We start from the raw sequence: 13,230 nt of genomic DNA on the forward strand, positions 1-13,230 counted from the left end.
GGCGGGGACGGGGCCCGCGCAGGAGGACGTGGATCCGCTGGTGGGAACCCGGATGGGCAGCTTCCGGCTGGTGCGCCGGGTGGGCCGGGGCGGCATGGGGTCCGTGTACCTGGGCGAGCACGTGTCCATTGGCAGCCGGGTGGCGGTGAAGGTGCTGCACGAGCATTTGGCGCGCTACCCGGAGCTGGTGCAGCGCTTCCATGCCGAGGCCCGGGCGGTGAACCTCATCGGGCACGAGAACATCGTCAGCATCTTCGACCTCAACGCCGCCGCGCCGCGTCCGTACCTCATCATGGAGTACCTGGAGGGGGCGCCGCTGTCGGCCTGGGTGGGGACGCCGCTGTCGGCCGGGGCCGTGGTGCCCGTGCTGGCGCAGGTGTGTGACGCGCTGCATGCGGCGCACGCACGGGGCATCGTCCACCGCGACCTGAAGCCGGACAACATCTTCCTGGTGAAGCGCGGACGGGGGATGCCGTTCGTGAAGGTGCTCGACTTCGGCATCGCGAAGCTGGTGGACGCGAGCATGCCGGAGACGATGGCGGGCATCATCGTGGGCACGCCGGAGTACATGGCCCCCGAGCAGTCGCTGAGCCGCCGCCTGGATGGCCGCGCGGACCTGTACGCGGTGGGCGTCATCGCCTACCAACTGCTCACCGGGCGGCTGCCCTTTCCCGATGAGGGGCTCACCGCCCAACTGGTGGCGCACCAGACGCGGCAGCCCCCGCCGCCGCGCTCCATCTGCCCCACGGTGCCGGCCGCGCTGGAGGCCGTCGTGCTGCGCACGCTGGCGAAGACCCCCGAGGAGCGCTTCGCGAACGCGCTCGCCCTGCGCGCCGCGCTGGAGCAGGCCATGGTCGTGCGGACCCCCTCGCCGCGTGCGGCTGCTCCTCAGGGGCCCCGCCCTGCCTCCTCCGTTCCTCCAGGGGCTCCGCAGGGGCCCCCTGGAGCCCGGGGGACGCCCGCGCTGGCGCCCGCCGGTGCCTCGAGCGGGGGGACGCTCCTGTCGTCGGTGCAGGTGCTGCTGCATCCCGGTGCGCAGCCCCGGTCCTTCACGGGCTCCGACCTGTCGCGCGGAGGGGTGTTCCTGCATGCGACGGGGGACCTGCCGCTGCTCTTCTCCCAGGTCCAGGTGGTGCTGCCCCTGCGCACGGGGCCGCTGAGCGTCACGTGCGAGGTGGTGCGCCACGTGTCGCCCGAGCAGGCCCAGGCCTGGAACATGCGCCCGGGCTTCGGTGTCCAGTTCATCGCGCCGTCGGCCACGCTGAAGGCCCGCGTGGAGCAGCACCTGTCCGGCGCTCCGGTCTCGCCGCCGCCCGCGCCGCCCCGGGAGCTTCCGGACGACGCGGAGGCGGAGCGCGTCCTCGCGGCCCACGGCGAGCGGCTGGGCGGGGAGGATGACCACTACGCGGTGCTGGGCCTGTCCCCGGACGTGGAGCTGGACGCCGCGCGGGAGCGGGCCCGGGAGCTGTGGACCGCCCTGTCGGCCGTGCGGCAGCGGCCCCTGTCGCGCGGGCAGCAGTCGCGCCTGGAGTCGATGCTGAGCCGCGTGCGGGACGCGGGCGACACGCTGGGCCTGCCGCTGCGCCGGGCGCGCTACGACGCGCGGCGGGGCAACTCCCGGGGCGTCGCCCGCTGCCTGGAGGCGGGCCTCACCTCCGGACAGGCGGAGGCCCTGCGCCGCGAATTCCTGGCCGAGCAGCCCCGGGCGGTGGGCACCGCGCGGGTGCACTTCCTCACCGGCAGCGCGCTGGAGCGGGACGGCCAGCTCAAGCGGGCCCTGGAGGCCTACGAGCGCGGCCTGCAACTGGACCCGTTGGAGTTGGAGTTCCAGCAGCGCCGCCGCGTGGTGGATCGGGCGCTGGAGGGGCGAGTGGCGGGACCCCGCAATGAAAGAGCCCGATTCCCTGGGGAGGGAACCGGGCTCTAGGCCCGACCGTCAGGTCGGACCGGTGCGACTTACTCCGCGAAGAGACAGGCGGAGCTCACGCCCGCCAGCTTGGACGTACACGCCTCGAGGCGGTCGTTGTAAGCTTCCTGCTCGGCCAGGGTCTTGTCGTCGCAGCCCTCCGCGTCCTTCAGGCAGGAGAACCACTCGCCGACCTTGTCCTTGTCGGAGTCGGAGCAGGCATCCAGGGACTCCTCACAGGCCTCCTTCTGCGCGTCCGTGGGCTCCGGGGGCTTGGTGGTGGTCACGCCACAGGCCTCGGCCTTGTCGAACAGGTCGTCGGCGACGTCCTGCGAGTCGTCGCACAGGCTGCCGCCGCAAGCAGTCAGAGACAGCGAAGCCATGGCCGCCAGGCCGAACAGGAACTTCTTCATGGTGGTTCTCCCCCTCAGGGATGAGGTACAGGTGGGTTGGAAGCAGGCCGCAGCCTTTGCGGCCACAGGCATGCGTTCTAGTGGACTTTATTCCGGGAATTCTATTCAAAAGTCGTTGAGGGGGTTGGCGGGATGTCTGATCCGCCATGTGCCTTGACTCCCCCCCGGGTTTCCCGTAAGTCCCGCCGTCTTTTAGCGCGCCGGGCGGTCCGCCGTCCGAAATGCGCGTTGGATTCCATAGCTGACAGGGGTTCGACGATGTACGCAGTCATTCGCACAGGCGGGAAGCAGTACCGCGTTGCCGAGGGCGACGTTCTCCGGATCGAGAAGATCACCGGGGACATCGGCGCCGAGGTCTCCTTCACCGAGGTCCTCCTCCTGGGCGGCTCGGACAGCCCGAAGGTGGGGCAGCCGACGGTGTCGGGCGCGAAGGTCGTGGGCAAGGTGCTGGCGCAGGACAAGCACCGCCGCGTCCTCCACTTCCGCAAGGAGAAGGAAGGCTGGACCCGCCGTCGTGGTCACCGTCAGCCGTACACCGAGGTGAAGGTCACCTCGATCTCCGGCTAGTTCGGTTCCCTTCGCAGGTCTTCTTCAGTCACGAACTTCAAGGAGCAGGTGTCATGGCCCATAAAAAGGGACAGGGTTCTTCGCGCAACGGGCGTGATTCCAACCCGCAGTACCGCGGCGTGAAGGTGTATGGCGGCGAGACCATCTCCGCGGGCAGCATCCTCGTGCGGCAGGTCGGCACGGTCATCCACCCGGGCACGAACGTGAAGCTCGGTCGCGACTTCACCCTCTTCTCGACGGTGGACGGCGTGGTGAAGTACGAGCGCCTCGGCCGCGACAAGAAGAAGGTGTCGGTATACCCGGCCGCCGCCGAGCAGGCGAGCGCCTAGTCGGTCGCTCCGGGGGCAACCCCGGGCACGGCATCCCCGAGCGGGTCGTTCCCGGTCCACCCCGTCCTCACCGACGGTTGGATGCGAGGACGGCCCGCTTTGTGTTTTTCCAGGAGGGTAATCCCCCCATGAAGTTCGTCGACGAAGTACGCATCTACGTGAAGGCGGGGGACGGCGGGAATGGTGCCGTGTCCTTCCGGCGCGAGAAGTTCATCGAGCGGGGCGGCCCCAACGGCGGGGACGGCGGCAACGGCGGCTCCGTGTCGTTCGTGGCGAATCCCCAGCTCACCACGCTGCTCGACTACCGCTACCAGCAGCACCACCGGGCCAAGAACGGCGAGCACGGCATGGGCAGCGACTGCAATGGTCGCGCGGCCGATGACATGGTGCTCCAGGTGCCGGTGGGCACGCTGATCCGCAACGAGCAGACCGGCGAACTGCTGGTCGACCTCAGCGACCCGGGCCAGGTGTTCATGGCGGCCAAGGGCGGCCGGGGCGGCCTGGGCAACATGAACTTCGCCACCTCCACGCGCCAGACGCCGCGCTTCGCGCAGGACGGCACCCAGGGCGAGGAGATCACCCTGCGGCTGGAGCTGAAGCTCCTGGCGGACGTGGGCCTGCTGGGCTTCCCCAACGCGGGCAAGAGCACGTTCATCTCGCGCGTGAGCCGGGCGCGGCCCAAGGTGGCGGACTACCCGTTCACCACGCTGGTGCCGAACCTGGGCATGGTCCAGTACAAGGACCACCTGTCCTTCGTCATGGCGGACATCCCCGGCATCATCGAGGGCGCCAGCGAGGGCGTGGGCCTGGGCCACCAGTTCCTGCGTCACGTGGAGCGCTGCAAGGTGCTGGTGCACCTCATCGACATGGGCGCGATGGGGGACGGCCGTGATCCGCTGGCCGACTTCAACATCCTCAACAAGGAGTTGAAGAAGTACAGCGCGGAGCTGGCCAGCAAGCCGCAGGTGGTGGCCGCCAACAAGCTGGACCTCACGGAGGCCCGCGAGCGGTTGGGTCCCTTCACGGAGGCCCTGCGCCGTCGCGGCATCCGCGTGTACCCGGTGTCCTGCGCCACGGGCGAGGGCATGCAGGCGCTGATGGACTCGGTGGCGGAGGTGCTCTTCACCGGGCGCACCGACAAGATCCACACGGAGGCCCCGGCGAAGGGTTCCGGCAAGCGCTCGGGCGCTTCCGCGAAGAAGGCGCCGAAGAAGGCGTCCACGACGCGTCCGGCGAAGAAGGCCGCGAAGAAGGCTTCGACCCGGACTGCTGCGGCGCGCAAGCCCGTGGCCAGGAAGGGCGCGGCGAAGAAGTCCGTCGCGAAGAAGGCGGCGGGCCCGGCTCGCAAGTCGACGGCGAAGAAGGGCGCGGCGAAGAAGTCCGTCGCGAAGAAGTCCGCGACGCGGGCTTCAGTGGCGCGCAAGGCCGTGGCGAAGAAGACCGTGCGCAAGGCATCCGCGAAGAAGTCCGCCGCGAAGAAGTCCGGCGGGAGGCGCTGAGTCGATGGCTGGTGGAGGACCCCGCTACGAGAAGTTCGAGCGCGACGTCGTCGAGCCGGAGCAGTTCCTGCTCGATGTGCGGAAGGAGAGGATCGACCGTGTCGTGGCGCAGCGGACGCGCAACTTCACGGTGGTGCTCGACCGGCTGGAGGACAACTTCAACATGGCCGCGGTGCTGCGCACCTGCGAGTCCATGGGCGTGCAGGAGGTGCACGTCGTCATCAACCCGGACGCGCCCTTCGTCCCCAATTCACGGGTGGCCCAGGGCTGCGACAAGTGGTTGGACGTGCACCTCTACAAGACGTTCGCGGACTGCCGTGAACACCTGAAGGGGCAGGGCTTCAGCCTCTACGCGTCGGCGCTGCGCGAAGGGGCCACCAGCCTCTACAGCCTGCGCTTCGACACGAAGTTCGCCATGGTGTTCGGCAACGAGCGCTTCGGCGTGAGCGACGACGTGCTGGCGGGCGTGGATGGCACCTTCTGGGTGCCCATGAAGGGCTTCAGCCAGAGCCTGAACATCTCCGCGGCGGCGTCGGCCAGCATCAGCCGGGCGATCGCCTGGCGGGACGAGCACCTGGGAAGCTCCGGGGATTTGACCCCTGAGCAGGCCCAGGAACTCCGTGAGCGCTTCTACCTGCTGGGCGTGAAGCAGCGGAAGCGTCTGGTCAAAGCCACACAGCGGTGAATGCTGGCCCCCCGGGGGCCGTCCGGATGAAGTAGATGGACCCTGTGGGCGCCCCTGGCGCCTGCTCCGGAGGCGCACGCCATGTTGCTGGAATCCCTGCTCTTCACGCTGCTCGCCGTGCCGCAGGCCCCTACCACCGCCGCCCCCGCCGCTCCCGTGGTCCAGCCGGCGCCCGCTCCGAAGCCCGCCGCCGCGCCGAAGCCCACGACCGCGCTGGATGCCGGCACGGCCGTTCCCGCCGCCGCGAAGTCCCCGGATGCGGGCACGGCCGCCAGCGCCACAAAGCCCGCACCGAAGATGACGCCCGAGGTGAAGACGCTCGTGGACCGGATGCAGGCCTTCTACGAGAAGACGAACGACTTCAAGTCGGGCTTCAAGCAGGACTACAAGTACAAGACCTTCCGCCGCACGCAGTCCTCCACGGGCACGGTGACGTACAAGAAGCCGGGCCTGATGCGCTGGGAGTACGCGAACCCGTCGCCGCGCACCTTCGTGCTCGCGGGCAGCAAGGTGTACGCCTACGACCCGGCCGCGCAGACGCTGTCGGTGGCCGCCGTGGACACCAACCAGCTCTCCGCGTCGGTGACGTTCCTCTTCGGCCAGGGGAAGCTCGCGGACGAGTTCGCCATCTCCAAGGGCGACTGCAAGGACTGCAAGGGCACGCTGCTGGTGTTGGATCCCCTGAAGACCGAGCCGCGCTTCCGTCAGGTGCGCCTGGAGGTGGACCCCGCGTCCGCCCAGGTGCTCAAGAGCACCGTGGTCGACCCTGACGGCAGTGAGAACACCATCTCGTTCCTGGAGCTGAAGACGAACGTGGGCATCGCGGCGGACAGCTTCAAGCTGAACCCGCCCGAGGGCACCCGCGTGGACGACTTCACCAAGGCGAAGGCGCCGTAGGAAGGGCCGCCCTCCATGCGCGGCGTGTTGCTGGTGGGGTGCGTGCTGCTGGGCGCGGGATGTCACTCCGCCGCGCCCCCGGGCCCCGTGCGTCCGACGAGCCTCGTGGGGCAGACGCTGCCCCTGTTGTCGTCCCCCGCGCTGCGGCTCACCGTCGCGGGACGGCTCGCGGGCCGTGCCGTGCCGGTGGTGCTGGACGTCGCTCGGCCGTTGTCGCTGGTGTCCTCCGGCTGCTTCGAAGGGGGGCCGCCCACGGCCGCGGGCACCGCGCGCGTGCCCGAGTCCTCCGGTGGGTATCGCTCCTGGCCGGAAGTGCAGGCCCCGCTCTTGACGGTGGGCCCGGTGGCGCCGCCGCTGCGCACGGTGCTGCTGTCCGGAGAGCAGGGCTGTTCGGTGACGTTGGGGCAGGACGTGCTGGCCCCGTACGCCCTCACCGTGGAGCCGCTGCGCCGCGAGGTGACCTTCACCGCCACGCGTCCCCGGGAGGCCCATGAAGCGGAGCTGCGCGCCTCGGATGCGGTGCGCGAGTCGCACGTGGTGGAGCTCAGCCGCGAGCCCGTGGGGGACTGGCCGCTGCTGGCCGTGCAGGTGACGCAAGGCACCGCGAGCATCACCGGGCCCTTCGTCCTGGGCACGCGCGAGCCCTTCTCCCGGCTGGCGGTGGACCCGGCGCTGGCGCAGGGGCTTCAGCCCCTGGAGACGGCCGCGGGCCTGCCGCCGCGCACCTTCGTCGTGGATGCGGTGGAGGTCGCCGAAGGGCTGGGCGCGCGCCCCCTGGTGATGGAGGCCGCTGGACGCTGGCCCTCCCAGAGCAGCCTGGGCCGCCTGGGCCCGGACGTGTGGGGCCGCTTCACCGCCACCGTGGACGCGCAGGGTGGGGCGTTGGTGCTCCGCAGGCCGCACGTGCGGATGCCCGAGGAGGCCAGTGGCCGGCAGCAGTGCGCGGGTGAGGGCGGGGCCTTCAGCGAGGAGGCCTGCTACGGCGTCTTCGCGCGCCCCGAGCCGGACGGCGCGGTGGCCCTCTCCGGCGCGGTGTACCGGGACGTGCCCGAGGGCGTGCGCCTGTACGTGGAGCCCCGGGGCGCGGACGGCCAGCGCCTGGAGACGGGCTGTCAGGTGGGCCTGAGCTTCCCCACCACCCTGCGAGGCGCCAACACGCAGCACCGGCTGCCGTGGGCGTCACTGGCGCAGAGCCTGCCCGCGTGTCACGCCGCGCTCCAGGGCGCGCGCAGCTACGCCGTCTCGCTGGTGGAGGAGGGCCGTCAGCCCGAGTGCCCCACGACGTGCGCCTTCGTCACGGAGACCGCGTCGCGGCGCACGGTGTGCGAGTGCCAGCCGACGCCGCTGGGCGAGGGTGTGGCGATGCCCACCAAGGGTTCAGGCCCGCAGCCGCCGCCTGTCGAGGAGCGCGAGCTGGAGCCCGAGGATCCGAAGTAGCCCGGTGCCGCTCGGGGAAGGCGTGGCCGCCCCGCCAAAAGGTTCGGGCCCGCAGCCGCCTCCCGTCGAGGAGCGCGAGCTGGGGCCCGAGGATACCTGTTCGACCGTGGCGGGTGACTACTCCGGCCGGGGCTCCGCGGGACGCTTCAGCGCCTTCATCGGCACGGGCGCGGGCAGGGCCTCGCGCGGGGTGTGCGTGCGCTGTTTCGGATCCGGACGCTCCACCACGCGGGCGATGAGGTCGTAGTCGTGCGCTTCCGTCACCTCCACGGTGACGAACTCGCCCGGGTACGCCAGACCGTCGTTGATGTAGACCTGCCCGTCGATTTCGGGCGCCTGGCCTTCATGGCGGCCCACCAGCAGGTGCTCGGACTCCTCGCTGGGGCCCTCCACCAGCACGGTGAGCTTCTGGCCCACGAGCTTCTTGTTCTGCTCGCGGTTGATGCGCTTCTGGATGGCCATCACCTCGCGCCAGCGGCGCTCGATGGTCTTCGCGGGGACCTTGTTCGGCAGGTCGAACGCGGAGGTGCCCTCCTCGTCGGAGTACTGGAAGACGCCCAGGCGCTGGAAGCGCTGCTCCTTCACGAACTCCTTCAAGAGCTCGAAGTCCTCCTCCGTCTCACCCGGCAGGCCGACGATGAGCGAGGTGCGCATCACGAGATTGGGCACGCGCTCGCGCAGCTTGGTGAGCAGCTCCTTGAGGAACTTGGAGTTGCGGCCGCGCTTCATGGACATGAGCAGCTTGTCGCTGGCGTGCTGCACCGGCATGTCCAGGTAGTTGGCGATCTTCGGCTCGGATGCGATGACGTCGATGAGCTCGTCCGGGAACACGCGCGGGTAGGCGTAGTGCAGGCGGATCCACTTCACGTCCACCTTCACCAGCTCCTTGAGCAACTCGTGGAGCTTCGGCTTGCCGGGCAGGTCATGCCCGTACGCCGTCAGGTCCTGCGCGACGAGGTTCAGCTCCTGCACGCCGCTGTCGGCCAGGTTGCGCGCCTCGGCCATGATGTCTTCCACCGTGCGCGAGCGCTGACCGCCGCGCAGCGTGGGGATGATGCAGAAGGCGCAGGCGTTGTCGCAGCCTTCCGAAATCTTCAGGTACGCCGTGTACTTCGGCATCGAGTTGATGCGCGGCGTCTGGGCGTTGTGGATGTAGTCCGGATCCGGAATCACCTGACGCGGCGAGGCCTCGGCGGCCAACAGGTCGCCAATCTGCGCGTAGGCGCTGGTGCCCAGGAAGTGGTCGACCTCCGGCATTTCCTGCGACAGGTCCTGGCCGTAGCGCTGGGACAGGCAGCCCGTGACGACGAGCGTCTTGCACGCGCCCGTCTTCTTCAGCTCCGCCATCTCCAGGATGGAGTCCACCGACTCCTGCTTCGCCGGGCCAATGAAGGCGCACGTGTTGACGACGATGACCTGGGCGGCCGCGGGGTCCTGCACGAGCGAATAGCCGCGGGTGCGCAGCGTGCCCAGCATCACCTCGGAGTCCACCCGGTTCTTCGGGCAGCCGAGGGTCATCATGTACAGGCTCTTGGTGTCTTCCACTGCGTCTACCGCTTTCCGATTTCCGTTCGATCGAAGTGGTCCGCACTCCAAACGAAGTTGACGATGGCGCCGTTCGAGTAACCGATGGTCAGCGCTCCCTCTTCATCCAGTTCGACGGAGCTGGCGCGACCCAGCGCACAGGTGGCGGCCGGCCACTCGAGCGCCTGCTGCGCCGTCTTCCCCGACACCACATAGAGCCCCATCCGAAGCTCGTCGTCGGAGTCGCATTGACCCTCGACGGCATAGGGATTCTTCCCGGTGAGCACCGTAACGACCGGTCGTCCGTCCGGCAGGCTCAAAGCATCCGGTACGTTCACGCCCATCCTCGTCGCGTCCACCGCGTTGGGGGCCACCAGCGCGCGGAGTGAAGTGGGGTTGAGCGGGGCCTCGCCCTGGGCCCAGTCCGGGTACGGCAGGATGCCCCAGCCGAGCCAGCCAGTGGGCGCAGCCTCCAGGGCGGTGACGGACGCGGGGGGCTTGAGCTTGAGGTTCTTGCGCGCGTCGTCGGGCAGACGCAGCGCTTCGCCCACCATGGTGGTCCCGCCCGTGCAGTTGGACACCGGCACCGTCTTCGCGCCCACCTGGTCCTGGTCCTCGTAGGTGATGCACAGGTCCATGACGAGCGGCGCCACCGCGGGGAAGCGGGGCAGGGCGCGCACCGGCACCAGGGCCACCACGGACAGCGTGTCGCCCTGGCGGTGCACGGCGGCGTTCACCAGTTTCTGCGCGAACGCGGGCGTGCCGCTCTCCGGCGGAGAGGTGCGCTGGCCGTCGAAGGCGAAGCGGTAGGTGTAACCCGTCGCGGTGGGGCCCGCGTCCGGGAAGGACAGGGTGAGGGTGATGAGGTCGCCCGCGAGCAGTTGGTTGTCCGTGGCCTCCACGCCGACGAAGAGCGTGTCCTTGCGCCAGCCCACGCGGGCGGAGAAGTTCGCCGTGGCGCCCTCGACCGTCAGCGGCTTGAGGACCATGGGCGAGCCGAAGTCCTTGAGCCCCTTCTCCGGCTGCGGCGCCTTCTTGAGCACGGGCACCGGACGGCTGGGGCGCGCGGCGTCCTGCGCGAACGAAGGGGTGGCGGTGGCCAGCAGCAGGAGCGTGAGCGGAGCCAGGGGAGCGGCGTGCATGGCGGAAGGACTCAGTCGCGGAAGTTGGTGAACTGCATGTCCAGGCTCAGCCGGTCCTGCTCCTTGCGGAACAGCGCCATGGCGGCCTGCAGGTCGTCGCGGTTCTTGCCCGTCACGCGAAGCTGATCCGCTTGGATGGAGCCCTGCACCTTGATCTTCGAGTCCTTGAGCACCTTGATGAGCTCCTTGGACTTCTCCACCGGGATGCCCTGCTGCAGCTTGATGGGCTGCTTGACGTTCGCGAGGCCCGTCTTCTCGATGTCGCCGAACTCCAGCACCCGCAGGCTGATGCCTCGCTTGGCCAGCTTCGAGAGCAGCACTTCCTTGGCGGCCTGGACCTTGTCCTCGCTGTTCGCCTTCACTGTGACGGAGGTGTTGTCCGGGGCGACGACGATGTCGGCGTTGACGCCCTGGAAGTCATAGCGCGTGCTGAGCTCCTTCTTGGTCTGATTGACCGCGTTGTCGAGCTCAGCCAGATCGATTTTCGAGACGACGTCGAAGGAGGGCATGGGGGATGGCCGCCCTTACCATACCTACACCCGGACGACCAAGGGCACCACCAGGGTGCGCCGGGTGGTGTGCTGCTTGAAGGCCCGCTTCACCGCCCGGACCAGCTCCTCGCGCGCCAGGGCGTCATCCCCGCGCAGCTGTGGGTTCAGCTCCTCGAAGTAGGCCTTCGCCTCCAGGGCAATCTTGGACAGCACCCCCTGTTCGTCCGGGGAGAGCCCCTGGCCGGACAGCTGGGGGCCCGCCACCAGGGCCTGGGTGTCGCGCCGGAGCACCACCACCGCGGCCACCATGCCCGTCTCCGCCAGCCGGTTGCGCTCCAGGAGCGTCTCCGGCGTCACCACCCCGCTGCCCGAGCGCTCCCTCAGGATGCGCCCGGACGGCACGCTGCCGGAGAAGCGGCCCCGCCCCTCCTCGAACGTCACCACGTCGCCGTCGTGCGCCAGGAGCAGCCCTTCGGGCGCCATGCCGGACTCTCGCGCGGTGGTCAGGTGTCGGTGCAGGTGCCGGACTTCCCCATGTACCGGGACGAAGTGGCGGGGCTTCACGATGTCCAGCACGCGGCGCTGCTGGGGGCGGCTGGCGTGTCCGGAGACGTGCACGCCGGGTTCCACCTGGGCGTAGACGATGCGGGCGCCGCGCCAGTGGAGTTGGTCGAGCAGCGCGCCCACCGAGCGCTCGTTGCCCGGGATGGGGCGCGCGCTGACGATGACCAGGTCGCCGGCCTCCAGCCGCACGGGCCCGTCGCCGTGGGCCAGTTGGGTGAGGCCCGCGCGGGGCTCCCCCTGGGCGCCGGTGGTGAGCACCACCACGCGGTGGGGCGCGAGCTTCGGCACGGAGTCGATGTGCACGAAGAGCGAGTCGGGCACCTGGAGGTAGCCCATCTCCCGCGCCAGGGCCACGTTGCGCACCATGCTGCGGCCCTGGAGGGCGACGAGCCGGCCGGTGCGCTCGCAGAGGCTCAGGATGTGGCGCACGCGGTGGAGGTTGGAGGAGAACTGCGCGACGACGATGCGGCCCTTCGTCTCCTGGAACAGGCGCTCGAAGGTGGTCTGCACCACGCGCTCGCTGCCCGTCTCATCCACCAGCTCGGAGTTGGTGGAGTCCGACAGGAGGCACAGCACGCCCTCCTCGCCGGCCTCTCCCCAGCGCTCCAGGTCCGTCTTCAGCCCGTCGATGGGATCCGGATCCAGCTTGAAGTCGCCGGTGTGGATGATGGTGCCTTCGGGCGTGCGGACGATGTAGCCCACCGCGTCCGGCACGGTGTGCGTCACGCGCGTGGCCTCCACCGTGAAGGCGGTGCCGACCTTGAAGGGCGAGCGCGGCTCGATTTCGCGCAGGTCCGCCTCCACGCCCAACTCCTCCAGGCGGTTGCGTGCGAGCGCCAGCGTGAAGCGCGTGCCGTAGACAGGCACGGGCAACTCGTCGAGCAGGTAGGGGAGCGCGCCGATGTGGTCTTCGTGCCCGTGCGTCAGCACCACGCCCTTGAACTGCGCGGCGTTGCGCTTCAGGTGGGTGAAGTCCGGGACGATGATGTCCACGCCGGGCATCCCCGCGGAGGGGAACATCAGGCCGGCGTCGATGAGCAGCAGCTCCCCACGGCAGGCGAGCACCATGGCGTTGAGGCCGATTTCGCCGAGGCCGCCCAGAGGTATGACGTGGAGCATGTGTCCGCAGTTTAAGGACTTGCCCCACCTGACGCGTGGGAATCCGCACCCCCCTCCCGTTTCCCCTCCACCGGCCGCCTGCTTGACGTCGCTCAACTAAAGGCTTAGTTGTATTGGAACTAAGTCCTTAGTTCGTCGTCAGGGGAGGTCGCCGCCGTGTCCAGGTCGCCGTCCGTCGAGGAGTCCCGGCCGCTGACGCCGGTGGAGCTGGAGCTGATGCAGCTCGTGTGGAAGCAGGGGGAGGTGAGCGTGGCGGACGTGCTCGCGGCGCTGCCGCCGGAGCGCAAGCTGGCCTACACGTCGGTGTCCACGGTGCTGCGCATCCTGGAGCAGAAGGGCGTGGTGCACAGCCGCAAGGAAGGGCGCGGGCACCTGTACTCGGCGCGGCTGTCTCGCGAGGCCTACGAGGCCCAGAGCGTGCGGCACCTGGTGGCGACGGTGTTCGACGGCACCGCTTCGTCGCTCGTGGCGCGGCTGGTGGAGGCGGTGCCGCTGTCGGCGGAGGAGGTGGAGCAGATCCGCAAGCTGCTGGGCCGCAAGGGGGGCAGGTGATGGGGCCCTTCGTTCGCGACGTGCTGGCCGCGTACCTCACGGCGGCGGCGCTGGTGGCGGTGGGCTTCGGGCTGCTGCGGGCCGCGCTGTGGCTGGGGATGGAGC

General features: G+C 69.7%; 13 protein-coding genes. 8 read left to right on the forward strand and 5 right to left on the reverse strand.

The genetic code is table 11. The annotated features are described in order from the left end of the window. A partial coding sequence (locus tag D7X74_RS31575; RefSeq protein WP_370450823.1) for a protein kinase occupies nt 1-1,927 on the forward strand: 1,927 nt, incomplete at its 5' end. Between the two features lie 29 nt (nt 1,928-1,956). Here the strand turns inward: D7X74_RS31575 and D7X74_RS31580 are convergent. After that, complete coding sequence (locus tag D7X74_RS31580; RefSeq protein WP_120536729.1) at nt 1,957-2,319, reverse strand: hypothetical protein; 363 nt, start codon at nt 2,317-2,319, stop codon at nt 1,957-1,959. Nucleotides 2,320-2,577: 258 nt separating this feature from the next. Here D7X74_RS31580 and rplU point away from each other — a divergent pair, with 258 nt between their 5' ends. The 6 genes from rplU (at nt 2,578) to D7X74_RS31610 (ending at nt 7,733) form a co-directional block, all read left to right on the forward strand. Further along, on the forward strand, nt 2,578-2,886 hold the full coding sequence (rplU, locus tag D7X74_RS31585; RefSeq protein ID WP_120536730.1) for a 50S ribosomal protein L21: 309 nt from the start codon (nt 2,578-2,580) through the stop codon (nt 2,884-2,886). 53 nt (nt 2,887-2,939) lie between these two features. Next, nucleotides 2,940-3,215 (forward strand): 50S ribosomal protein L27, encoded by a 276-nt coding sequence (gene rpmA / locus D7X74_RS31590; protein WP_120536731.1) that lies wholly within the window; start codon nt 2,940-2,942, stop codon nt 3,213-3,215. 128 nt (nt 3,216-3,343) lie between these two features. Then, complete coding sequence (gene obgE / locus D7X74_RS31595) at nt 3,344-4,714, forward strand: GTPase ObgE (RefSeq protein WP_120536732.1); 1,371 nt, start codon at nt 3,344-3,346, stop codon at nt 4,712-4,714. A gap of 4 nt (nt 4,715-4,718) precedes the next feature. After that, nucleotides 4,719-5,399 (forward strand): RNA methyltransferase, encoded by a 681-nt coding sequence (locus D7X74_RS31600; RefSeq protein WP_120536733.1) that lies wholly within the window; start codon nt 4,719-4,721, stop codon nt 5,397-5,399. Nucleotides 5,400-5,480: 81 nt separating this feature from the next. Next, the gene (locus D7X74_RS31605) at nt 5,481-6,296 is read left to right on the forward strand and encodes an outer membrane lipoprotein carrier protein LolA (protein WP_120536734.1); all 816 of its coding nucleotides are present in this window, start codon (nt 5,481-5,483) and stop codon (nt 6,294-6,296) included. Nucleotides 6,297-6,311: 15 nt separating this feature from the next. Then, nucleotides 6,312-7,733 (forward strand): hypothetical protein, encoded by a 1,422-nt coding sequence (locus tag D7X74_RS31610; RefSeq protein ID WP_120536735.1) that lies wholly within the window; start codon nt 6,312-6,314, stop codon nt 7,731-7,733. 117 nt (nt 7,734-7,850) lie between these two features. Here D7X74_RS31610 and rimO read toward each other — a convergent pair whose 3' ends face one another. Genes rimO through D7X74_RS31630 form a run of 4 tightly spaced genes read right to left on the reverse strand, consistent with a single transcriptional unit; the run spans nt 7,851 to nt 12,573 of the window. Next, nucleotides 7,851-9,251, reverse strand: coding sequence for a 30S ribosomal protein S12 methylthiotransferase RimO (gene rimO, locus D7X74_RS31615; protein ID WP_370450824.1), 1,401 nt, complete (start codon nt 9,249-9,251; stop codon nt 7,851-7,853). Nucleotides 9,252-9,283: 32 nt separating this feature from the next. Further along, nucleotides 9,284-10,399, reverse strand: a complete 1,116-nt coding sequence (locus D7X74_RS31620; RefSeq protein ID WP_120536737.1) for a hypothetical protein — start codon at nt 10,397-10,399, stop codon at nt 9,284-9,286. Between the two features lie 11 nt (nt 10,400-10,410). After that, a complete protein-coding gene (locus D7X74_RS31625) occupies nt 10,411-10,908 on the reverse strand; it encodes a YajQ family cyclic di-GMP-binding protein (RefSeq protein ID WP_120536738.1) in 498 nt (165 codons plus the stop codon). 24 nt (nt 10,909-10,932) lie between these two features. Beyond that, nucleotides 10,933-12,573, reverse strand: a complete 1,641-nt coding sequence (locus D7X74_RS31630) for a ribonuclease J (protein ID WP_120536739.1) — start codon at nt 12,571-12,573, stop codon at nt 10,933-10,935. A 156-nt stretch (nt 12,574-12,729) separates the two neighbouring features. Here D7X74_RS31630 and D7X74_RS31635 point away from each other — a divergent pair, with 156 nt between their 5' ends. Beyond that, nucleotides 12,730-13,125, forward strand: a complete 396-nt coding sequence (locus tag D7X74_RS31635; protein WP_120536740.1) for a BlaI/MecI/CopY family transcriptional regulator — start codon at nt 12,730-12,732, stop codon at nt 13,123-13,125. Nucleotides 13,126-13,230: the final 105 nt, after the last annotated feature.

The sequence above is a fragment of the Corallococcus sp. CA047B genome (genome assembly GCF_003612065.1).
GTDB classification, from domain to species: Bacteria; Myxococcota; Myxococcia; order Myxococcales; family Myxococcaceae; genus Corallococcus; species Corallococcus praedator.

Bases quoted from the DNA above. Each gene is read 5' to 3' on its own strand.
- rpmA (WP_120536731.1), top strand. From the start codon at position 2,940: ATGGCCCATAAAAAGGGACAGGGTTCTTCGCGCAACGGGCGTGATTCC.
- D7X74_RS31580 (WP_120536729.1), bottom strand. From the start codon at position 2,319: ATGAAGAAGTTCCTGTTCGGCCTGGCGGCCATGGCTTCGCTGTCTCTG.
- obgE (WP_120536732.1), top strand. From the start codon at position 3,344: ATGAAGTTCGTCGACGAAGTACGCATCTACGTGAAGGCGGGGGACGGC.
- rplU (WP_120536730.1), top strand. From the start codon at position 2,578: ATGTACGCAGTCATTCGCACAGGCGGGAAGCAGTACCGCGTTGCCGAG.
- rimO (WP_370450824.1), bottom strand. From the start codon at position 9,251: ATGACCCTCGGCTGCCCGAAGAACCGGGTGGACTCCGAGGTGATGCTG.
- D7X74_RS31610 (WP_120536735.1), top strand. From the start codon at position 6,312: ATGCGCGGCGTGTTGCTGGTGGGGTGCGTGCTGCTGGGCGCGGGATGT.
- D7X74_RS31605 (WP_120536734.1), top strand. From the start codon at position 5,481: ATGTTGCTGGAATCCCTGCTCTTCACGCTGCTCGCCGTGCCGCAGGCC.
- D7X74_RS31600 (WP_120536733.1), top strand. From the start codon at position 4,719: ATGGCTGGTGGAGGACCCCGCTACGAGAAGTTCGAGCGCGACGTCGTC.
- D7X74_RS31625 (WP_120536738.1), bottom strand. From the start codon at position 10,908: ATGCCCTCCTTCGACGTCGTCTCGAAAATCGATCTGGCTGAGCTCGAC.
- D7X74_RS31630 (WP_120536739.1), bottom strand. From the start codon at position 12,573: ATGCTCCACGTCATACCTCTGGGCGGCCTCGGCGAAATCGGCCTCAAC.
- D7X74_RS31620 (WP_120536737.1), bottom strand. From the start codon at position 10,399: ATGCACGCCGCTCCCCTGGCTCCGCTCACGCTCCTGCTGCTGGCCACC.